Raw genomic sequence first — 20,940 nt, 5'->3', positions numbered from 1 at the left:
GGGGCGGGCTCGTCGGTCGGCATGGCTCCGATTCTCGCCCCCGGCCCGCGAGCCGTTCCCGTACGGGGGCCAGAGCGCCCCGCAGCCGCCGCGGCAGGCGGAGCCGGAGCCGTACGGGGTCGGCGATCCGGCCCTCCCGGGCCGCCAGGAGGGCACGTTCGTCACGGTCGGTCAGCATCTTCGCGGTACTCCCTTGCCGATGGGGGCCAATACCGCGAGTCTGGAGTCCGATTGGCCTGGCCGGCAGAGCCAATCGGGGGAGGTTGGCATGGCGAACGGGCGAGTGGTCCATACGGCGGACAGGACGATCGGCAGCCGGCAGCTCGCCGCCCTGCTTCCGCCCCCGGTGCTGGCCCGCCCCGGCTACCGGGCCCTGGCCGAGGCGATCCGCACCCTGATCCTGGACGGCCGGGTCGCCCTGCACATCCGGCTCCCCGCCGAACGCGAGCTCGCCGAATGCCTCGGCGCCGGCCGGGCCACCGTCACGGGCGCCTACGACCTGCTGCGCGAGAGCGGCTACGCCCGCAGCCGGCGCGGCTCGGGCACCTTCACCGAACTGCCCGACGGACACCGCCCGGTCGGCGCCCACGCCCTGCTCGGCGCCGGCGGCAGCGGCGGTTTCCTGCCCGACGGGGACCCCGGCATCGACCTCGCCATCGCCGCCATGGGCGCCCCCGACGGCGCCCTCGCCGAGGCCCTGGCCCAGGCCGCGCCCCGGCTGCCGGCCGCCGCCCGTACCCCCGGCTACCTGCCCTTCGGCCTGCCCGACCTGCGGGCGGCCGTGGCCGAGCGGTTCACCCGGCGCGGCCTGCCCACCCGGCCCGAGCAGATCCTGGTCACCGCCGGCGCCCAGCAGGCCCTGACGCTGGTGGTGAGCCTGCTGTGCCGGGCCGGCGACCGGGTGGTCACCGAGAACCCGACCTACGCCAACGCCCTCGACGCCCTGCGCCACGCCCGGCTGCGCACGGCCCCCGTCGCCGTCACCGACGCCGGCTGGGACCTGGAGATCGCCGAGTCCACCCTGCGCCAGACCGTCCCGCGGCTGGCCTACGTCATCCCCGACTTCCAGAACCCCACCGGCGCCCTGATGCCCGAGGACCAGCGCCTGGCCCTGCTCGCCGCGACCCGCCGCACCGGCACCTGGCTGGTGGTGGACGAGACCCTCGCCGACATCGCCCTCGACGTGCCCGCACCCGCACCGCTGGCCGCCCTGGCCGCCCGCGGCGGCGCCGACCACGTCGTCACCATCGGCTCGCTGAGCAAGACCCACTGGGGCGGGCTCCGGGTCGGCTGGGTCCGGGCCACCGCCAAGCTCGTGGCCGAGCTGACCGCCGTACGGGCCGCCACCGACATGACCGGCTCCGTCCTGGACCAGCTCGTCGCCCTGCCGCTGCTCGACGGGCTGGAGCGGACCCTGCCGGCCCGGCTGGAGCAGCTCCGGGTGCAGCGGGCGGCCCTGATCGAGGCCCTGCAGCGGCACACCCCCGAGTGGTCGTGGACGGTGCCGCCCGGCGGGCTCTCGCTCTGGGTGGACCTCGGCGAGCCGGTCAGCTCCGCCCTGGCCGAACGCGCCGCCGCGGCCGGGGTGCACATCGGGCGCGGGGCCCGGTTCGGCGTGGACCCCGGCACCTTCGAGCACCGGCTGCGGATCCCGTACACCCTGCCGCCCGAGCGGCTGGACGAGGGCGTGCGGCGGCTGGCCGCCGCCTTCCACGACGGGGTCCCGCTGGCGCCGGCGGTGGACCGGCCGCACTGGGTCGCCTAGCCGCGGGGCGCGGGCCGCCCGGCCGCTACGGGGTGCGGATCAGGCGCCGGGCGCCCGCCGCCGCCACGGCCGCCGTACGGGACTCCACGCCGAGCTTGGCGTAGATGTGCACCAGGTGGGACTTCACCGTGGCCTGGCTCAGGAACAGCCGCTTGGAGATCTGCTGGTTCGACAGCCCGTCCGCGACGAGCTGGAGCACCTCCAGCTCCCGCTTGGTCAGCGCCTCGGCCGGGGTCCGCATCCGGTCCATCAGCCGCAGCGCCACCGCCGGGGCCAGCGCCGACTGCCCGGCCGCGGCCGTACGGACCGCCGCCGCCAGCTCCTCCGGCGGGGCGTCCTTGAGCAGGTAGCCGGAGGCCCCGGCCTCCACCGCGGCCAGGATGTCGGCATCGGTGTCGTACGTGGTCAGCACCAGCACCCGCGGACCGCCGGGCCGGGCGGTGATCGCGGCCGTGGCCTGCGAGCCGTGCATCCCGGCGCCGAACTGGAGGTCCATCAGGACCACGTCGACCTCTTCGGCGGCGGCCAGCTCCACCGCCCGCTCGGCGGTCGCGGCCTCCGCCACCACGGTGAAGCCGGGCTCGGTGTCCAGGACCGCGCGCAGGCCCGCCCGGACCACCGGGTGGTCGTCGGCGAGCAGCAGCCGGATCGTCATCGGGCCTCCTCCACGGGCAGCGGCAGGGTCACGGCCACGGCGGTGCCCTGGCCGGGGGCGGACTCCACGGTGAAGGTCCCGCCCAGGGACTCGGCGCGCGAGCGCATCGCCGGCAGGCCGAAGCCCCCGTCCGCGGCCGGGGTCCCGGCCGCGGCGACGGTGTGCGCCCGACGGGGGTCGAACCCGCGGCCGTCGTCCACGATGTCCAAGGTCACCGACGCGTCCATGAAGGTCAGGGTGATCTCGGCGCGGTCCGCCCGGGCGTGCCGCACCACGTTGGCCAGCGCCGACTGCGCGATCCGCAGCAGCGCCACCTCGTACGGGGTCGGCAGCTCGGCCGGGGTCCCGCTCAGCGAGAACCGTACGCGCGGCCCGGGCGCGCCCGCGCACAGCCGTTCCAGGGCCGCCGCGAGAGAGCCGTGCTCCAGGTCGGGCGGGGTGAGCGCCCGGACGAACCGGCGCGCCTCGGCGAGGTTCTCCTGGGCGGCCTCCCGGGCCCGCGCGATGTGCGCCAGCGCCGCCGCAGCCGCTCCGGGGCCGGGGCCGGTGCCCGGGGCGGGGTCCGCCGCCGGGCCGGGGCCCGGTGCCGCGGCGCTCGCCGTACGGTCCTCCGCCAGGGCCCGTTCGGCGGCCCGCAGCAGCAGCTGGATCGAGGACAGGCCCTGGGCGAGGGTGTCGTGGATCTCCCGGGCCAGCCGCTCCCGCTCGGCGAGGATGCCCGCGCCGCGCTCGGCGGCGGCCAGTTCCGCCCGCGTGGTGATCAGCTCCTCGATCAGCTCCCGGCGGCGCTCGCTCTCCCGGTACAGGGCCTGGTAGCCGAGCACGGTCGCGACCGCCACCGCCGCGCCCAGCAGCGGCCCGAGGAACGCCCCCGGGGTCACCGCCCCGCTGTGCCCGAGGAACCCGCCGATGGCCGCGCACGCGGTCAGCACCACGGCCGGCACGCCCCAGCGCAGCGGCAGCAGGTGCAGTTCGAGGAAGTACAGCGGGAAGGCGATCCACACGCCGTCCGGCGAGACCACCAGCAGCGCCACCCAGGCGGCGCCCACCGCGGCCAGCCACAGCGCGCCCGCCCGCGGCGAGCGGTGCACGGCCGGGGCCCGTACCCCGGCGGCGTAGACGAGGGCCACCAGCGCGGCGGTGGCCACCACCCGGCCCGCGCCGGGCGAGGAGTCGGCCAGGGCCCGCGCGGCGGCCAGGGCCAGCAGACCCAGCAGCAGCGCGTGCAGGCACAGCCGCAGGACGCGCGAGACGGGGGTGAGCGGTCGGGAGTGTCGGGGATCGAGGAGGGAAAGCATCGCCCGACCAGCGTAGGTCGGCCGCGGCCGGGCCCGGTCAACCGAAAGTTTGATGTCGGAATGCTCCCTTCGATCCGATCCTCGCTCCCGTGGCGCGATGCCCCCCGGCCGGGCCGGCGGCCAAGGTGGGGGCCATGTTCGTCGCATGGAGAGATCTACGGTTCGCCAAGGGCCGCTTCGCCCTGATGGGCGCGGTCGTCGTGCTGATCACGCTGCTGGTCGGCCTGCTGTCGGGACTGACGTCCGGGCTGGCGCGGGAGAACATCTCCGCCGTCACCGGGCTGCCCGCCACCCACCTGGCCTTCGCCGCCCCGGGCGGGGACCAGAAGGTGTCCTTCACCCAGTCCCAGGTGCCCGAGAGCGCCTGGGAGGCCTGGGCCAAGCAGCCCGGGGTGCGCTCGGCGCACCCGATCGGCATCCGCACCACCAACGCCGCCGCCGGCGAGCGCACCGCGGCCGTGTCCGTCTTCGGGGTGGAGCCGGCGGCGGGCCTGGCACCGCGCGGCCTCGCCCCGGGACAGGTCGTCCTGACCGAGAAGGCCGCCGACGAGCTCGGCGGCGCCAAGGCCGGCGGCACGGTCAGGATCGGCCCGCTGGACCTCACCGTCGCCGCGGTCTCGGGCACCGCCGCCTACAGCCACACCCCCGTGGTCTGGGCCGACCTGGGCGACTGGCAGCGGATCGGCAACCCCGGCGCCACGGGGACGACGGCCACCGTGATCGCCCTCGACGCCGACGGCACGGCCGACCTGGCCGCCGGGGACAAGGCCACCGCCACCCGGGCGCAGACCCTCGACGAGGCCCTCGGCGCCATAGGCTCCTACCAGGCCGAGAACGGCTCGCTCCAGCTGATGCGCGGTTTCCTCTTCGCCATCTCCGCCCTGGTCATAGGTGCCTTCTTCACCGTCTGGACCATCCAGCGCAGCCCGGACGTGGCCGTGCTCAAGGCGCTCGGCGCCTCCACCCCGTACCTGCTCAAGGACGCGCTCGGCCAGGCCGTGGTCATGCTGGCCGCGGGAACGGGCCTGGGGACCCTGCTGGCGGCCGGGCTCGGGGCGCTGATCAGCGGCGGCGACGTGCCGTTCGTCCTGGACGCGCCCACCGTGCTGGTCCCCGCCGCGGTGATGATCGCGCTCGGCGCGGTCGGGGCCGCCCTGTCCGTCCGGCGGATCACCGCCGTCGACCCTCTGACCGCCCTCGGGAGCGCCCGATGACCCTCCTCGTCGACGACGTCACCCTCACCTACCCCGACGGCGAGAGCCGGCTGACGGCCCTGGACGGGGTCCGTCTCCAGGTGCCCGCCGGGACCCTGACGGCGGTGGTCGGACCGTCCGGCTCCGGCAAGTCCAGCCTGCTCGCGGTCGCGGCCACCCTGGTCACCCCGGACTCCGGGCGGGTCGTGGTGGCCGGCCGGGACACCGCGCGGATGGGCGCCGCGGAGAAGTCGGCGCTGCGCCGCGAGCAGATCGGCATCGTCTTCCAGCAGCCCAACCTGCTCGCCTCGCTGACCGCCGCCGAGCAGCTCCAGGTGATGGCCCACCTCTCCGGCCGGCCCGCCCGGCAGGTGCGCCGGCGGGCCCTGGAGCTGCTGGACGCGGTGGGCCTGGCGGACAAGGCCGACAAGCGTCCGCACCAGCTCTCGGGCGGCCAGCGCCAGCGGGTGAACATCGCCCGGGCCCTGGTGAACGAGCCCTCCGTGCTGCTGGTGGACGAGCCCACCAGCGCCCTGGACCACGAGCGCGGCGCGGCCGTGCTGGACCTGCTGGTCGGCCTGACCCGGGAGCGGTCCACCGCCACCGTGCTGGTCACCCACGACCGGGCGCACCTGGAGCGGATGGACCGGACGGTGACGATGACCGACGGCCGGCTCACGGACCCGGTGGCCGCCGCCTGAGGCGGCCACCGGCCACGGCGAGAGCCCGGACCCCGTGGAGGGGGTCCGGGCTCTCGCCGTACGGTGCGTTCGGGGTCAGGCCGGGTTCTGGTTGGCCAGGGCCACCGACAGCTCGGCGGCGATCTCCTGGAGGATCGGCACGATGGTCTCGGTCGCGGCCTCGGTGACCCGGCCGGCCGGGCCGGAGATGGAGATGGCGGCGGCGGTCGGCGAGTTCGGCACGGAGACCGCGAGGCAGCGGACCCCTATCTCCTGCTCGTTGTCGTCGACGGCGTAGCCGGCCTTGCGGACCTGCTCCAGGGCGTCGAGGAAGCCCTCGGGGGTGGTGATGGTCTTCTCGGTCGCCGCGGGCATGCCGGTGCGCGCCAGCAGCGCCCGTACCTCGTCGGCGGGGGTGTGGGCCAGCAGCGCCTTGCCCACACCGGTGGAGTGGGGGAGCACCCGGCGGCCGACCTCGGTGAACATGCGCATGGAGTGCTTGGAGGGCACCTGGGCGACGTAGACGATCTCGTCGCCGTCGAGCAGGGCCATGTTCGCCGTCTCGCCGGTCTCCTCGACCAGGCGGGCCAGGTACGGCCGCGCCCAGGTGCCCAGCAGCCGGGACGCGGACTCGCCGAGCCGGATCAGCCGGGGGCCGAGGGAGTACCGTCGGTTGGGCTGCTGCCGTACGTACCCGCAGGCCACGAGCGTGCGCATGAGCCGGTGGATGGTGGGCAGGGGCAGGCCGCTGGCGGCGGAGAGCTCGCTCAGGCCGACCTCGCCCCCCGCGTCCGCCATCCGTTCGAGCAGATCGAAGGCGCGCTCGAGGGACTGGACGCCACCGCTGGCAGCGGTGGTCTTGGAGGCGGCGTCGGTGGTGCTGGCGCTGGACGTCGGCACGGCGCGGTCCTTTCGGTGCTGGCAGGCAAGGGAGCAGCCTACCCGGCCCCCGGCGGCGGCCCTAGTGTCGGGTCGCTGCCGTCGTCGCCGGTCAGAGGCGGTTTGTCCGGGTGCCGGACCTGGGCCGGAGGGGGACCGGCCGGGTTGCGGTGGTGGTACCTACATTCTGTGAAGCGAAATCATAATTCCATCCTGTGGAAACATCCAAGTGCACCGGCTGTGCGTCAGCGGTCCGTCCGGGTGCTCTTGACGGGCCCCGGATCGCCATGAAGACTCCGTCAACAGAACGTTGAATTTCGCTCTGTGGAAGTAGATCGGGAGGTTCCGGGTGTCCGACGTGGCAGTGGAACTGGTACTGCGCTCGACGCGCGTCATCACCCCCGAGGGCACGCGCGCCGCCTCGGTGGCCGTCGCCGCCGGGAAGATCGCGGCCGTGCTGCCGTACGAGGCCGAGGTGCCCGCCGGCGCCCGGCTGCAGGACTTCGGTGACGACGTGCTGCTCCCCGGTCTGGTCGACACCCACGTCCACGTGAACGACCCGGGCCGTACCGAGTGGGAAGGCTTCTGGACGGCCACCCGCGCAGCCGCGGCCGGCGGGATCACCACGATCCTCGACATGCCGCTCAACTCCCTGCCGCCCACCACCACCGTGGACCACCTGCGGATCAAGCAGGACGTGGCCCGCGAGAAGGCCCATGTGGACGTCGGCTTCTGGGGCGGCGCCCTGCCGGACAACGTCAAGGACCTGCACCCGCTGCACGACGCCGGCGTCTTCGGCTTCAAGTGCTTCCTGTCGCCCTCGGGCGTCGACGAGTTCCCCGAGCTCGACCAGGAGCAGCTCGCCGCGTCCCTCGCGGAGATCAGCGGCTTCGGCGGGCTGATGATCGTCCACGCCGAGGACCCGCACCACCTGGACTCCGCGCCGTCCGTACCGGGCCCGAAGTACGCCGACTTCCTCGCCTCCCGCCCGCGCGACGCCGAGAACACCGCGATCGAGAACCTGATCGCCCAGGCCAAGCGGCTGGACGCCCGCGTCCACGTGCTGCACCTGTCCTCCAGCGACGCGCTGCCGCTGATCGCCGCCGCGAAGGCCGAGGGCGTACGGATCACCGTCGAGTCCTGCCCGCACTACCTCACCCTGACCGCCGAGGAAGTGCCCGACGGCGCCAGCGAGTTCAAGTGCTGCCCGCCCATCCGCGAGGCCGCCAACCAGGACCTGCTCTGGGACGCGCTGGCCGACGGCACGATCGACTGCATCGTCTCCGACCACTCGCCGTCCACGGCGGACCTCAAGACCAGCGACTTCTCCACCGCCTGGGGCGGCATCTCCTCCCTCCAGCTCGGCCTGCCCGCCATCTGGACCGAGGCGCGCCGGCGCGGGCGCTCCCTGGAGGACGTCGTCGGCTGGATGTCCACCGCCCCCGCCCGCCTCGCGGGCCTGACGCAGAAGGGCGCCATCGAGGCCGGCCGCGACGCCGACTTCGCGGTCCTGGCGCCCGACGAGACCTTCACCGTGGACCCGGCCGAGCTCCACCACCGCAACCAGGTCACGGCCTACGCCGGCCGGACGCTGTACGGCGTCGTGAAGTCCACCTGGCTGCGCGGTACGCAGATCGCCGACCACGGCACCCCGTCCGAGCCCAGCGGCCTCCTCCTCGAAAGGCAGAACTGACAGTGCCGATCCCTTCCTTCACCGGCAACGCGAACCCGTACGGGGGCGGCGACCCGTACGCCGACTACCGCACGGCCGAGTTCCCGTTCTCGCACTTCGCGAACCTCGCCGCCCGTGAGCTCGGCGCCGGTGTGATCGCCGCCAACGACGAGTTCTTCGCCCAGCGCGAGAACCTGCTCGTCGCCGAGGCCGCACACTTCGACCCCGAGCACTTCGGCCACAAGGGCAAGGTCATGGACGGCTGGGAGACCCGCCGCCGGCGCGGTGTCTCCGCCGAGCAGCCCTGGCCGACCGCGGAGGACCACGACTGGGCCCTGGTACGCCTGGGCGCCCCCGGCGTCATCCGCGGCATCGTGGTCGACACCGCCCACTTCCGCGGCAACATGCCGCAGGCCGTGTCCGTCGAGGGGACCAACTGGGAGGGCGCCCTCGCGCCCACCCCCGAGGAGCTCCTCGGCGACGACGTGAAGTGGACGACCCTCGTCCCGCGCACCCCCGTCGGCGGCCACGCGGCCAACGGCTTCGAGGTGACCGTCGAGCAGCGCTTCACCCACCTGCGCGTCAACCAGCACCCCGACGGCGGCATCGCCCGCCTGCGCGTCCACGGCGAGGTCCTGCCGGACCCGCAGTGGCTCGCGGCCCTCGGCTCCTTCGACGTGGTGGCGCTGGAGAACGGCGGCGCCGTCCAGGACGCCTCCAACCGCTTCTACTCCCCGCCGACCAACACCATCAACCCGGGCCGCTCCCGCAAGATGGACGACGGCTGGGAGACCGCCCGCCGCCGTGACCGGGGCAACGACTGGATCCGCTACCAGCTCGTCGCCGAGTCCGAGATCCGCGCGGTCGAGATCGACACCGCCTACCTCAAGGGCAACTCGGCCGGCTGGGCCTCGCTGTCGGTGAAGACGGGCGAGGAGGGCGAGTGGACGGAGTTCCTGCCGCGCACCCGCCTGCAGCCCGACACCAACCACCGGTTCGTGCTGGACGCTCCGGCGGTCGGCACCCACGTCCGGATCGACATCTTCCCGGACGGCGGCTTCTCCCGGCTGCGCCTGTTCGGCTCCCTGACGGAGGCCGGTACGGCCGCGCTGACCGCCCGTCACCAGGAGCTCGGCGGCTGACACCGGTCCGACGACGTCCCCGGGAACCGACATTCCCGGGGTCCGGTCACGGGCGGCGCGACACCCGCCCGTGACCCCCGCGGGTGACCGGACGCACCACCGGCCACCCCGGACAGCCCGTGGGGCCCACCGCGCGCACGCGCGCGGTGGGCCCCGTCGGCGCTGCTACGCCGCGTGCCCGCCGTCGACGGCGAACTCGGCCCCGGTGACGTACGCCGACCCGTCCCCCGCCAGGAACGCCACCACGGCGGCGACCTCCTCGGGACGACCGAACCGGCCCAGCGCCGTCATCGCGCTCTGCGGTCCGGCGAAGGGCCCGTCGGCCGGGTTCATGTCGGTGTCCACCGGGCCCGGCAGGACCAGGTTCGCGGTGATCCCCCGCTCGCCCAGCTCCCGGGCCAGGGCCCGGTTGAGCCCGCCGAGCGCCGCCTTGCTCATCGCGTAGAGCGTGCCGCCCGGGCCGGGGACCCGCTGGGCCATGCAGCTGCCGACGGTGACGATCCGGCCGCCCCGCCCCATCCGGGCGGCCGCCGCCTGCGAGGCCAGGAAGACCCCGCGCACGTTCACCGAGAGCACCCGGTCCACATCGGCCGGGGTGATCGACTCCAGGGGGCCGACGAGGCCGACGCCCGCGTTGTTGACCAGGACGTCCAGCCCGCCCAGGGCCTCGGCCGCGCGGTCCACGGCACCGGCGGCCTCCGCCGGGTCGCCGGAGTCCGCCCGGAGGGCGACGCCCCGCCGGCCGGCCGCCTCGATCGCGCGGACCACGTCCTGGGCCGCCGCCTCCCGGGACGCGTAGGTGATCGCCACATCGGCCCCGGCCTCGGCCAGCCGCACGGCGATCGCCGCGCCGATGCCCCGGCTGCCCCCCGTCACCAGTACCGCCTTGCCGTCCATCGTTCCTCCGTACGTCGAACCATCGGGTTGCGACGTCCATCCCATACGCCGGGCGCATCCGGTGCTGGCGGGAATCCGCCCCCGCGTTCGTGCGTGGCGCACCGATGAGCCGCCGCGGCTCGGGGAGTCTGCACCAGGGAAAGGCCCGCGAAGGAAACGGAAGAAGAGGAGGCGGCGCCATGGGCAAGCTGACCCTGACCACCTTTGTCACCCTCGACGGCGTGATGCAGGCCCCGGGCGGACCGCAGGAGGACCCCAGCGAGGGCTTCACCTACGGCGGCTGGCAGGTCCCGCTCCTGGACGACGAGGGCGGGGCCTGCGTGACCGAGATCTTCGACCGCGCCCGGGCCTTCCTGCTGGGCCGGCGCACCTACGAGATCTTCGCCGGCTACTGGCCCGCCCACGAGGACCCCGCCGACCCGATCGCGCACCGCCTCAACACCCTGCCCAAGTACGTGGCCTCGACCACGCTCCAGGACCCGGCCTGGGGGCCCGTCACGGTCCTGGACGGCGAACTCCAGGCCGAGGTCACCCGGGTCAAGGACGCCCTCGACGGCGAGCTCCAGGTGTGGGGCAGCGGACAACTGGCCCAGTACCTCCTCGCGCGCGACCTGATCGACGAGTTCTGCCTGTTCGTGCACCCGGTCTTCCTCGGCAAGGGTCGCCGTCTCTTCCCCACCGGCGGCCTGCCCACCGCCTGCGATCTCGTGGCCTCCCACATCACCTCGGGCGGCACGGCCGTCCTCACCTACCGGCCGTCCGGCCGGGCGACGTTCGGGTCCTTTCCGGACTGAACGCCTGTCCGAATCCCGACCCCGCCGCAGGGACGCCGTCCTACGCTGAACGCCGGACACGGGGGAAAGGGCAAGGAGACCGATGCCGAACCTGGACATCAGCAGCCACGGGGACGACTTCACGGCGGATCCGTACCCGTACTACGCCAAGTTGCGCGCGGCCGGCCCCGTGCACCGCGTCGCCCTGGAGAACGGCGACCTGGTCTGGCTGGTCGTCGGCCACGAGGCCTGCCGCGAGGCCCTCAACCACCCCGGCCTCTCCAAGGACTGGCAGGCCTCGGAGTACTTCGGCGACGTGGTCGCCAGCGCCGTCAACAACCACATGCTGGAGTCCGACCCGCCCCGGCACACCCGGCTGCGCCGGCTCGTATCCCGCGAGTTCACCGCCCGCCGGGTCGAGGCCATGCGCCCGCGCGTCCAGCAGATCACCGACGAGCTGCTCGAGGGGATGGCCGCCGAAGGTGCCCGCCGCACCGATCTGATCCGGTCGCTCGCCTTCCCGCTGCCGATGACCGTGATCTGCGAGCTGCTCGGCGTCCCCGACCTCGACCGGGAGCAGTTCCGCCGCTGGTCCAACGAGGTGGTCGCGCCCTCCAGCACGGCCGCCTCCTCCGAGGCACTGGCGGCCGTGGCGGGCTACCTCGCCGAACTGATCGAGGACAAGCGGCGCCGCCCCGGCGAGGACCTGATGAGCGCGCTGATCCGGACCAGGGACGAGGGCGGCGACCGGCTCGGCCACGAGGAACTGGTCGGCATGGCCTTCCTGCTGCTCGTCGCCGGCCACGAGACCACGGTCAACCTCATCGGCAACGGGGTGCGCGCCCTGCTCGACCATCCCGACCAGCTCGCCGCCCTGCGCGCCGACTGGGGCCTGCTCGACGGCGCCGTCGAGGAGATGCTGCGCTACGACGGCCCGGTGGAGAACTCCACCTACCGCTTCGCCCGCGAGGACACCGAGATCGCCGGGGTGCGGATCGCGGCCGGTGACGCGGTGCTGGTCTCGCTGGCCGGGGCCGGCCGCGACCCGGGCCGGTTCCCGGAACCGGACACCTTCGACATCCGGCGCGCCCCGCAGGGCCACCTCGCCTTCGGCCACGGCATCCACTTCTGCCTGGGCGCCCCGCTGGCCCGGCTGGAGGGCCGGATCGCGGTCCGCTCCCTGCTGACGCGCTTTCCCGGGCTGGCCGCGGACCCGGAGGGCGGCCGGCCGGAATGGATCCCCGGCACCCTGATCCGGGGCGCGAAGCAGCTCCCGGTGCGCTGGTAGCCGCCGGTGCCAGGACCGGACCACCTCGGCAGACCCGTCCCGGGCCCCGGCTCAGCTCCCGCCGGCCCGCGCCGCGGGGGTCGTCGGCCCGCCCGGTACGGCGTCCAGCGTGACCTCGCGCCGCTCCCGGCGGGAGGTCTCGCAGGCCTCGGCGATCCGCAGCGCGGCCAGGGCCTCCCGCCCGTCGCACGGGTTCTCGCCCTCGCCGCGGACCAGCCGGACGAACGCCGCCAGCTCCGCCTGGTACGCGGGACCGAACCGCTCCAGGAAACCGGTCCACGGCCTGCTCGCCGGGGGCGGCCCGTGCGGCTCGGTCGAGGCGATCGGCGTCCGGTCGTCCAGCCCGGCCGAGACCTGGTCCAGCTCTCCGGCCAGCTCCATCCGGACGTCGTAGCCGGCCCCGTTGCAGCGGGTGCCGGTGCAGGTCACCAGGGTCCCGTCGGTCAGCGTCAGCACCGCCGCCCCCGTGTCCACGTCCCCGGCCGCGCGGAACTGCGGCGGCCCGGCGTCCGAACCGGTCGCGTACACCCGGACGACCTCCCGCCCGGTCACCCAGCGGACCATGTCGAAGTCGTGCACCAGGCAGTCCCGGAACAGCCCGCCCGAGCCGGGCAGGTACCCGGCCGGCGGCGGCGCGGGATCGGCCGTCATCGTGCGCACGGTGTGCAGCCGGCCGAGCGCCCCGGAACGCACCAGCTCACGGGCGGTGCGGTAGCCCGCGTCGAACCGGCGCATGAAGCCCACCTGGAGCGTGCCGCCCAGCGACTCGACCTCGCGCAGCACCGCCAGGGTCCCGGCCAGGTCCGGGGCCAGCGGTTTCTCGCAGAACACCGGCAGCCCCGCCCGTACGGCCCGGACCACCAGTTCCGGGTGGCCCGCCGTCGCGCAGGCCACGACCAGCGCGTCCACCCCCCACGTGAACACCTGGTCCACGGCCGGCGCCGCGGTGGCCCCCAGCCGCTCGGCGAGCCGCGCGGCCCGCGCCGGGTCGGCGTCGGCGAGCACCAGCGAGCCGGCCTGGGGATGACGGCTGAGCGCAGCGGCGTGGAACGAGCCGATCCGGCCGGTTCCGACGATCCCGATGCGCATGCACTCAACGTGACCCCGTACGGGTCCGCTGTCAATCTGCCCGGACCTGCCCGGCCGTGCCCCGATGACCCTGCAAGGTCCACTGTGGCGGATACTGGGCGGCTGAAACCTGAAATGACCAGGTTGTGACGACGAGTGATCGGCGAAGCGAAGGGATGGCACACCGACGTGTCTAGGGTTCGGACAGGAGCGCGCTGGGCGGGGGCCGTGGTCGCCGCGGCGCTGGCCGTGTCCCTCGCGGGATGCAGCAGTACGGGCGGCAAGCGCGCCGAGGAGCGTGCGAAGGCCGCCGAGGGGCGCCCGGCCGTGTCCACCCCGCGCTGGACCTTCGCCATGATCACGCATGCGGGCGACGGGGACACGTTCTGGGACATCGTCCAGAACGGCGCCAAGGAGGCCGCGAAGAAGGACAACATCAACTTCATCTACTCCCACGACGACCAGGGCCAGGCCCAGGCCCAGCTCGTCCAGAACGCCATCGACCAGCGCGTCGACGGCATCATCGTCAGCCTGGCCAAGCCCGAGGCCCTCAAGGACGTCGTCGGCAAGGCCGTCAAGGCCGGCATCCCCGTGGTCACCGTGAACTCCGGCGCCGCCCAGTCCCAGGCCTACGGCGCGCTGACCCACATCGGGCAGGACGAGGAGATCGCCGGCGAGGCCGTCGGCACCGAGCTCAACAAGCGCGGGCGCACCAAGGCGGTCTGCGTGCTGCACGAGTCCGGCAACGTCGGCCACGAGCAGCGCTGCGCCGGTGCGAAGAAGACCTTCGGCGGCGCCCTGGAGAACCTCTACGTCGAGGGCACCAACATGCCCTCGGTCCAGGCCGCGATCCAGGCCAAGCTCCAGGCCGACCCGGCCGTGGACGCCGTGGTCACGCTCGGCGCCCCGTTCGCCGCCACGGCCGTCAAGGCCAAGGACGCCGCGGGCAGCAAGGCCGAGGTCGACACGTTCGACCTGAACCCGTCCGTGCTCCAGGGCCTCAAGGCCGACCAGCTCGGCTTCGCCGTCGACCAGCAGCCCTACCTCCAGGGCTACGAGGCCGTGGACCTGCTGTGGCTCTACCGCTACAACGCCGACACCCTCGGCGGCGGCCGGCCCGTGCTGACCGGCCCGCAGATCGTCACCAAGGAGCAGGCGGCGCAGCTGGAGCCCTACATCAAGCGGGTGACCCGGTGACCGCGGCCGGCGTACCGGCCGACGAACGCCTCGCCCCCACCCATCTGGTGCGCCGCCTGCTCGGCCGGCCGGAGCTCGGGGCCGTCGTGGGCGCCGTGGCCGTCTTCGTGTTCTTCTCCTTCGCCGCCGACAGCTTCCTGCGGGCCGCGAGCCTGAGCACCATCCTCTACTCCGCCTCCACCATCGGGATCATGGCCGTCCCGGTGGCGCTGCTGATGATCGGCGGCGAGTTCGACCTCTCGGCGGGGGTGATGGTCACCACCTCGGCGCTGTTCAGCTCGATGTTCAGCTACCAGCTCACCGCCAACGTCTGGGTCGGCGTCGCCGTCTCCCTGCTGGTCACCCTCGGCCTGGGCTTCTTCAACGGGTTCATGCTCACCCGCACCAAGCTGCCCAGCTTCATCATCACCCTCGGCACCTTCCTGATGCTGACCGGCCTGAACCTCGGCTTCACCAAGCTGATCAGCGGCGGGGTCTCCACCAAGTCCATCGGCGACATGGAGGGCTTCTCCTCGGCCCGGGCCGTGTTCGCCTCCCAGTGGGACGTCGGCGGGGTCACCCTGAAGGTCACCGTCCTGTGGTGGCTGGCCCTGGTCGCCGTCGCCACCTGGATCCTGCTGCGCACCCGCGCCGGCAACTGGATCTTCGCCGTGGGCGGCAACGACGCCGCGGCCCGCGCGGTCGGCGTCCCCGTGGTCAAGACCCGGATCGGCCTCTACATGGGCGTCGGCCTGTGCGCCTGGATCTCCGGCCAGCACATCCTGTTCAGCTACGACGTCGTCCAGTCGGGCGAAGGCGTCGGCAACGAGTTCCTCTACATCATCGCGGCCGTCATCGGCGGCTGTCTGATGACCGGCGGCTACGGCTCCGCGATCGGCTCCGCCGTGGGCGCCTTCATCTTCGGCATGACCAGCAACGGCATCGTGTACGCCCAGTGGAACCCGGACTGGTTCAAGTTCTTCCTCGGCGCGATGCTGCTGCTGGCCACCCTGCTCAACGCATGGGTGCGCAGGCGGGCGGAGGAGACCCGATGACGGCGCTCGTGAAGCTGACCGACGTCAGCAAGTACTACGGCAACATCCGCGCCCTGGAAGGGGTCTCCCTGGAGGTCTCGGCCGGGGAGATCACCTGTGTCCTCGGCGACAACGGCGCCGGCAAGTCCACCCTGATCAAGATCATCGCCGGCCTCCACCAGCACGACGAGGGCACCTTCGAGATCGAGGGCGAGGAGACCGTCCTCGCCAACCCCCGCGCCGCCCTGGACCGCGGCATCGCCACCGTCTACCAGGACCTGGCCGTGGTCCCGCTGATGCCGGTCTGGCGCAACTTCTTCCTCGGCTCCGAGCCCACCACCGGCCGCGGCCCCTTCCGCCGCCTGGACGTGGCCCGCATGCGCGGGACCACCCGGTCCGAGCTGCTGCGCATGGGCATCGACCTGCGCGACGTCGACCAGCCCATCGGCACCCTCTCCGGCGGCGAACGCCAGTGCGTGGCCATCGCCCGCGCCGTGTACTTCGGCGCCAAGGTGCTGGTCCTGGACGAGCCCACGGCCGCGCTCGGGGTGAAGCAGTCGGGGGTGGTGCTCAAGTACGTCGCCGCCGCCCGCGACGCCGGCCTCGGCGTGGTCCTCATCACCCACAACCCGCACCACGCCCACCTGGTCGGCGACCGTTTCGTGCTGCTCAAGCGCGGGACCATGGCCGGCAGCCACACCCGGGACTCGATCACCCTGGACGAGCTGACGCGCCAGATGGCCGGCGGCTCCGAGCTCGACGAGCTGAGCCACGAACTGGCCCGGGTGGCACAATCGCCCCAGGACACCCCGCCCGCCGCCCGGGGCCACCGGCCCGGGGCCACCGACCGCACCCGTAGGGACGACACGACTCGATGAGCACGTACCGGGACTTCACGCTCGCCCGCCGGGGCTCGGCGCGCGGCACCGTCCTGCGGACGACCATCGGGACCCGTGAGCGCCGCTCGCACCTGACGGCCCCGCGGGTCCCGACCGTCGGCATCGACATCGGCGGCACCAAGGTGATGGCCGGCGTGGTCGACGCCGACGGGGTCATCCTGGAGAAGCTGCGCACCGAGACCCCGGACAAGTCCAAGAGCCCGAAGGTGGTCGAGGACACCATCGTCGAGCTGGTCCTCGACCTCTCCGACCGGCACGACGTCCACGCCGTGGGCATCGGCGCGGCCGGCTGGGTCGACGCCGACCGCTCCCGGGTGCTCTTCGCCCCCCACCTGGCCTGGCGCGACGAGCCGCTGCGCGACGCCCTGCAGTCCCGGCTCGCGGTCCCGGTCATGGTGGACAACGATGCCAACACCGCCGCCTGGGCCGAGTGGCGCTTCGGCGCCGGCCGGGGCGAGGACCACCTGGTCATGATCACCCTGGGTACCGGCATCGGCGGGGCCATCCTGGAGGACGGCCAGGTCAAGCGGGGCCGGTTCGGCGTCGCCGGGGAGTTCGGCCACATGCAGGTGGTCCCCGGCGGACACCGCTGCCCCTGCGGCAACCGCGGCTGCTGGGAGCAGTACAGCTCCGGCAACGCCCTGGTCCGCGAGGCCAAGGAGCTGGCGCTGGCGGACTCGCCGGTCGCCCACAACATTCTCGCCCGGGTCGGCGGCACCATCCCGGAGATCACCGGGCCGCTGATCACCGAGCTGGCCCGTGAGGGCGACGCCATGTGCGTGGAGCTGCTGGAGGACATCGGTCAGTGGCTGGGCGTCGGCATCGCCAACCTGGCCGCCGCCCTCGACCCGTCCTGCTTCGTCATCGGCGGCGGCGTCAGCGCCGCCGACGACCTCCTGATCGGCCCGGCCCGGGACGCCTTCCGCCGCCATCTCACCGGCCGCGGCTACCGCCCCGAGGCCCGGATCGCCAAGGCGCAGCTGGGCCCCGAGGCGGGCATGGTCGGCGCCGCGGACCTGGCGCGGCTGGTCGCCCGGCGCTTCCGGCGGGCCAAGCGGCGGCGCGTCGAGCGGTACGAGCGGTACGCTCAACTGGGCCGGCGCGACATCCCCGGCCGCCCCGAGGACCAGGAACCGCAGTGAACCCGCCCCCCACCCTGCCCCGCCAGGCGTCCGCCTCCGACGGCGACAGCGCCGGCCCGCCCCCCGAGGACCGCCGGCACGTCGTCCGGCGCCGCTGGCTGACCGCGATCATCATCGTGCTGCTGATCGGCGTACCGGCCGGCTACCTCTTCGTCTCCGCCCAGCAGAGCCGGGAGAGCGGGCGCGACAAGGCGGCCAAGGTGGGGGCCACGCACGTCCGGCCCGGCTGGCCCTCGCGGGTGCAGCGCAGCATCTACGAGGTGCCGATCCCGGACAAGGCCTGGCGGGTGGGGTACCTGGAGACCAACAACTGGCACACCAGCCGGCTCTACGTGCAGTTCGCCGTGACCCCGGCGGACCTCGACGCCTTCCTCGCCTCCTACGGCGTCGCCCGCGACGACCTGACCCGCGGGGTCACCGTCAGCCCCCGGGACACCGAGGTGGCCGGCTGGCACTGGGACACCAAGAACGCCTGGTACGGCACCACGCACGACCAGCCCGACCCCCGGCCCGCCCAGGACATCACGGTGGACCTCAGCGATCCCGAGCACCCGAAGGTCTACGTGGTGTCCACGGCCACGCCGTAGCCTTGGATCATGAAGCTCACCAAGCGGCTCCACTCCTGTGTCCAGCTGGAGAAGGACGGGCGCGTCCTCGTCGTCGACCCCGGCGTGTTCAGCGAGCCGGACGCCGGTCTCGGCGCGGACGTCCTGCTGGTCACCCACGAGCACCCCGACCACTTCGACGAGGGCCGGCTGCGGGCCGCCCTCGACGCGAACCCGGCCGCCGGGCTGTGGACCCTGCGCAGCGTCGCGGACCGGCTCTCCGCCGCCTACCCGGGCCGGGTGCACACCGTCGGCCACGGTGACGCCTTCACCGCCGCCGGCTTCGAGGTGCAGGTGCACGGCGAGCTGCACGCGGTGATCCACCCCGACATGCCGCGCGTGACCAACGTCGGCTTCCTGGTCGAGCGTTCCCTCTTCCACCCCGGGGACGCGCTGACCGTGCCGGACGCACCGGTGGAGACGCTGATGCTCCCCGTGCACGCGCCGTGGAGCAAGGTCGGCGAGGTGATCGACTACGTCCGCGAGGTCAAGCCGGCCCGTGCGATCGACATCCACGACGCCTACCTCGCCGACATCGCCCGGCCGATCTACGACCACTCCCTGGAGCTGCTGGGCGGGGCCCCGCACGCCCGGCTGGCCGCGGGGGAGGCCGCCGACGTCTGACGCCACCGGCCAGCGGCGTCCGGCCGCGGGGCGCCGCGGCTGTCGGTGCCGGGCGGTAGGTTGGAGGACATGCGTATCGCCACGTTCAACGTCAACTCCATCACCGCCCGGCTGCCCCGTCTGCTCACCTGGCTGGAGTCCTCCGGCACGGACGTCCTGTGCATGCAGGAGACCAAGTGCTCCGCCGAGCAGTTCCCCCACGACGCGCTGCGCGAGCTGGGCTACGAGGCCGCGGTCAATGCCACCGGCCGGTGGAACGGCGTGGCCCTGCTGTCCCGGGTCGGCCTGGAGGACGTGGTCACGGGCCTGCCCGGCGGGCCCGACTACGAGGGCGTGCAGGAGCCCCGCGCGATCTCGGCCACCTGTGGCGGGGTGCGCCTGTGGTCGGTCTACGTGCCCAACGGCCGCGAGGTCGAGCACGATCACTACGGCTACAAGCTGGACTGGTTCAAGGCGCTGACCGCGGCCGTCGCCGAGGACGCGGCGGGGGAGCGGCCCTTCGCGGTGCTCGGTGACTACAACGTGGCCCCCACCGACGAGGACGTGTTCGACCCGGCCGTGTTCGCCGGCCTGACCCATGTCACCCCGGCCGAGCGGGCCGCGCTGGAGGCCCTGCGCGCCGCCGGCCTCCAGGACGTGGTGCCCCGCCCGCTGAAGTACGACCGCCCGTACACGTACTGGGACTACCGCCAGCTCGCCTTCCCCAAGAACCGGGGCATGCGCATCGACCTGGTGTACGGCAACCAGGCGTTCGCCGCCGCGGTCAAGGACGCGTACGTCGACCGGGAGGAGCGCAAGGGCAAGGGGGCCTCCGACCACGCGCCGGTCGTTGTCGATCTGGACGTGTGATGCCACGCTGGACGGTATGAACATCCCCTTCCTGGACAACTGGCTGCACCGGCACGAGACAGGACAGGGCGCGGCGCTGGCCGCCGCGCTGGCGGACGATCCCGAGGGCGTCGCGGAGATGTTCGCGGAGTGCGAGATGCTACGGGTCCAGGCCCGCGCGGCCGGGCTGGAACTCGACGGGACCCCGGCCTCGTTGGAGGCCCTGGACCAGCTCATGCCGCGTTGGCGCCGGGACCCGGAGGCGGCGCCCTGGCTGGGCAACGACGCCGGTTTCTACCTGGGCACGGTGGTGGTCCGGACCGTGCCGGGTGCCCACTGGCAGGTCTGGCCCAACGGTCAGCCGGTGATCGTCCTGGCGTCGGGCCGCGAGCTGAACGTGGTGGAGTCGGGGGTGTCCTGGGCGATGACCGGGTCCCCCGAGCTCTCCCAGGCCTATGCCGAGGCGTCCGAGGGCTGATCGTCTTTATGTCCCTTTTAGGCGTGTCGAGGTGAAGTGCCCTTCCGGGCTGGATAGTTTGCGCTGACTCGACACGAGCTACAAGTGGGGCAGCGTATGGCCGTCGATCCGTTGATCGAGCTCCGGAACGTCAACAAGCACTACGGGCAGCTGCACGTCCTGAAGGACATCGACCTCACCGTCGACCGTGGCGAGGTCGTGGTGATCATCGGCCCCTCCGGCTCCGGCAAGTCCACGCTGTGCCGGACGATCAACCGGCTGGAGACCGTCGAGTCGGGCACCATCCTGCTCGACGGCCGGCCGCTGCCGGCCGAGGGCAAGGAGCTCGCGGCCCTGCGCGCCGAGGTCGGGATGGTCTTCCAGTCCTTCAACCTCTTCGCGCACAAGACCGTCCTGGCCAATGTCTCCCTCGCCCAGATCAAGGTCAGGAAGCGCGGCCGGGAGGAGGCGGACAAGCGCTCCCGCGAGCTGCTCCAGCGGGTGGGCCTGGCCGACCAGGCCGAGAAGTACCCCGCCCAGCTCTCCGGCGGCCAGCAGCAGCGCGTGGCCATCGCCCGCGCCCTGGCCATGAACCCCAAGGCGCTGCTCTTCGACGAGCCCACCTCCGCCCTCGACCCCGAGATGATCAACGAGGTGCTGGAGGTCATGCAGCAGCTCGCCCGGGAGGGGATGACCATGGTCGTGGTCACCCACGAGATGGGCTTCGCCCGCTCCGCCGCCCACCGCGTGGTCTTCATGGCCGACGGCAGGATCGTCGAGGACCGCACGCCCGAGGCCTTCTTCACCGCTCCCGAGAGCGAGCGGGCCAAGGACTTCCTGTCCAAGATCCTCAAGCACTAGAGGG

Annotated in this window: 21 protein-coding genes; 16 read left to right on the top strand and 5 right to left on the bottom strand. The window is 73.5% G+C overall.

Annotated features, from left to right (window positions below; genetic code table 11):
- Window positions 1-268: 268 nt before the first annotated feature.
- Window positions 269-1,765, top strand: a complete 1,497-nt coding sequence (locus tag EF918_RS04455; RefSeq protein ID WP_125641004.1) for a PLP-dependent aminotransferase family protein — start codon at window positions 269-271, stop codon at window positions 1,763-1,765.
- A 25-nt stretch (window positions 1,766-1,790) separates the two neighbouring features.
- Here the strand turns inward: EF918_RS04455 and EF918_RS04450 are convergent, their stop codons facing one another.
- Together EF918_RS04450 and EF918_RS04445 are read right to left on the bottom strand one after the other, a co-directional pair.
- Window positions 1,791-2,420, bottom strand: a complete 630-nt coding sequence (locus EF918_RS04450; RefSeq protein ID WP_125641001.1) for a response regulator transcription factor — start codon at window positions 2,418-2,420, stop codon at window positions 1,791-1,793.
- The gene (locus EF918_RS04445; protein WP_125640998.1) at window positions 2,417-3,718 is read right to left on the bottom strand and encodes a sensor histidine kinase; all 1,302 of its coding nucleotides are present in this window, start codon (window positions 3,716-3,718) and stop codon (window positions 2,417-2,419) included. The genes EF918_RS04450 and EF918_RS04445 overlap by 4 nt, the downstream gene beginning before the upstream one ends.
- A 134-nt stretch (window positions 3,719-3,852) precedes the next feature.
- On the opposite strand from EF918_RS04445, the gene EF918_RS04440 reads away from it, so the two are divergent.
- The gene (locus tag EF918_RS04440; RefSeq protein ID WP_125640995.1) at window positions 3,853-4,932 is read left to right on the top strand and encodes an ABC transporter permease; all 1,080 of its coding nucleotides are present in this window, start codon (window positions 3,853-3,855) and stop codon (window positions 4,930-4,932) included.
- The gene (locus tag EF918_RS04435; protein ID WP_125640992.1) at window positions 4,929-5,612 is read left to right on the top strand and encodes an ABC transporter ATP-binding protein; all 684 of its coding nucleotides are present in this window, start codon (window positions 4,929-4,931) and stop codon (window positions 5,610-5,612) included. The genes EF918_RS04440 and EF918_RS04435 overlap by 4 nt, the downstream gene beginning before the upstream one ends.
- A 75-nt stretch (window positions 5,613-5,687) precedes the next feature.
- Here EF918_RS04435 and EF918_RS04430 read toward each other — a convergent pair whose 3' ends face one another.
- Entirely contained in the window at window positions 5,688-6,491 is an 804-nt protein-coding gene (locus tag EF918_RS04430; protein WP_125640989.1) for an IclR family transcriptional regulator, read from the bottom strand.
- Between the two features lie 328 nt (window positions 6,492-6,819).
- Between EF918_RS04430 and allB the strand changes: the two genes are divergently transcribed.
- Complete coding sequence (gene allB / locus EF918_RS04425; protein ID WP_125640986.1) at window positions 6,820-8,163, top strand: allantoinase AllB; 1,344 nt, start codon at window positions 6,820-6,822, stop codon at window positions 8,161-8,163.
- A 2-nt stretch (window positions 8,164-8,165) separates the two neighbouring features.
- Window positions 8,166-9,284, top strand: coding sequence for an allantoicase (alc, locus tag EF918_RS04420; RefSeq protein WP_125640983.1), 1,119 nt, complete (start codon window positions 8,166-8,168; stop codon window positions 9,282-9,284).
- 165 nt (window positions 9,285-9,449) lie between these two features.
- Here alc and EF918_RS04415 read toward each other — a convergent pair whose 3' ends face one another.
- Window positions 9,450-10,181 carry a 3-oxoacyl-ACP reductase family protein gene (locus EF918_RS04415; RefSeq protein WP_125640980.1) on the bottom strand — a complete coding sequence of 244 codons (732 nt, stop codon included), beginning with the start codon at window positions 10,179-10,181 and terminating at the stop codon, window positions 9,450-9,452.
- A gap of 179 nt (window positions 10,182-10,360) precedes the next feature.
- Here EF918_RS04415 and EF918_RS04410 point away from each other — a divergent pair, with 179 nt between their 5' ends.
- Window positions 10,361-10,975, top strand: a complete 615-nt coding sequence (locus EF918_RS04410) for a dihydrofolate reductase family protein (RefSeq protein ID WP_125640977.1) — start codon at window positions 10,361-10,363, stop codon at window positions 10,973-10,975.
- 82 nt (window positions 10,976-11,057) lie between these two features.
- Window positions 11,058-12,242 (top strand): cytochrome P450, encoded by a 1,185-nt coding sequence (locus tag EF918_RS04405; protein ID WP_125640973.1) that lies wholly within the window; start codon window positions 11,058-11,060, stop codon window positions 12,240-12,242.
- A gap of 51 nt (window positions 12,243-12,293) precedes the next feature.
- Here the strand turns inward: EF918_RS04405 and EF918_RS04400 are convergent, their stop codons facing one another.
- Window positions 12,294-13,331, bottom strand: coding sequence for a Gfo/Idh/MocA family oxidoreductase (locus EF918_RS04400; RefSeq protein ID WP_125640970.1), 1,038 nt, complete (start codon window positions 13,329-13,331; stop codon window positions 12,294-12,296).
- 168 nt (window positions 13,332-13,499) lie between these two features.
- On the opposite strand from EF918_RS04400, the gene EF918_RS04395 reads away from it, so the two are divergent.
- The 9 genes from EF918_RS04395 (at window position 13,500) to EF918_RS04355 (ending at window position 20,936) form a co-directional block, all read left to right on the top strand.
- Window positions 13,500-14,507 (top strand): sugar ABC transporter substrate-binding protein, encoded by a 1,008-nt coding sequence (locus EF918_RS04395; RefSeq protein WP_125640967.1) that lies wholly within the window; start codon window positions 13,500-13,502, stop codon window positions 14,505-14,507.
- Window positions 14,504-15,541, top strand: coding sequence for an ABC transporter permease (locus EF918_RS04390; RefSeq protein ID WP_125640964.1), 1,038 nt, complete (start codon window positions 14,504-14,506; stop codon window positions 15,539-15,541). The genes EF918_RS04395 and EF918_RS04390 overlap by 4 nt, the downstream gene beginning before the upstream one ends.
- Entirely contained in the window at window positions 15,538-16,398 is an 861-nt protein-coding gene (locus tag EF918_RS04385) for an ATP-binding cassette domain-containing protein (protein WP_260609770.1), read from the top strand. The genes EF918_RS04390 and EF918_RS04385 overlap by 4 nt, the downstream gene beginning before the upstream one ends.
- Complete coding sequence (locus tag EF918_RS04380; protein ID WP_125640960.1) at window positions 16,395-17,561, top strand: ROK family glucokinase; 1,167 nt, start codon at window positions 16,395-16,397, stop codon at window positions 17,559-17,561. Before EF918_RS04385 ends, EF918_RS04380 begins: the two co-directional genes overlap by 4 nt.
- A complete protein-coding gene (locus EF918_RS04375) occupies window positions 17,558-18,148 on the top strand; it encodes a hypothetical protein (protein ID WP_260609769.1) in 591 nt (196 codons plus the stop codon). Before EF918_RS04380 ends, EF918_RS04375 begins: the two co-directional genes overlap by 4 nt.
- Window positions 18,149-18,157: 9 nt before the next feature.
- Window positions 18,158-18,790, top strand: a complete 633-nt coding sequence (locus tag EF918_RS04370; protein ID WP_125640956.1) for an MBL fold metallo-hydrolase — start codon at window positions 18,158-18,160, stop codon at window positions 18,788-18,790.
- Between the two features lie 69 nt (window positions 18,791-18,859).
- Window positions 18,860-19,639 carry an exodeoxyribonuclease III gene (locus tag EF918_RS04365; RefSeq protein WP_125640928.1) on the top strand — a complete coding sequence of 260 codons (780 nt, stop codon included), beginning with the start codon at window positions 18,860-18,862 and terminating at the stop codon, window positions 19,637-19,639.
- Window positions 19,640-19,655: 16 nt separating this feature from the next.
- The gene (locus EF918_RS04360; protein WP_125640924.1) at window positions 19,656-20,096 is read left to right on the top strand and encodes a DUF6278 family protein; all 441 of its coding nucleotides are present in this window, start codon (window positions 19,656-19,658) and stop codon (window positions 20,094-20,096) included.
- Window positions 20,097-20,192: 96 nt separating this feature from the next.
- Window positions 20,193-20,936 (top strand): amino acid ABC transporter ATP-binding protein, encoded by a 744-nt coding sequence (locus tag EF918_RS04355; RefSeq protein ID WP_125640921.1) that lies wholly within the window; start codon window positions 20,193-20,195, stop codon window positions 20,934-20,936.
- Window positions 20,937-20,940: the final 4 nt, after the last annotated feature.

The sequence above is a fragment of the Streptomyces sp. WAC06614 genome, from assembly GCF_003949795.1.
Taxonomy (GTDB): domain Bacteria; phylum Actinomycetota; class Actinomycetes; order Streptomycetales; family Streptomycetaceae; genus Streptomyces.
This window is presented reverse-complemented; position numbering and strand designations above follow the sequence as displayed.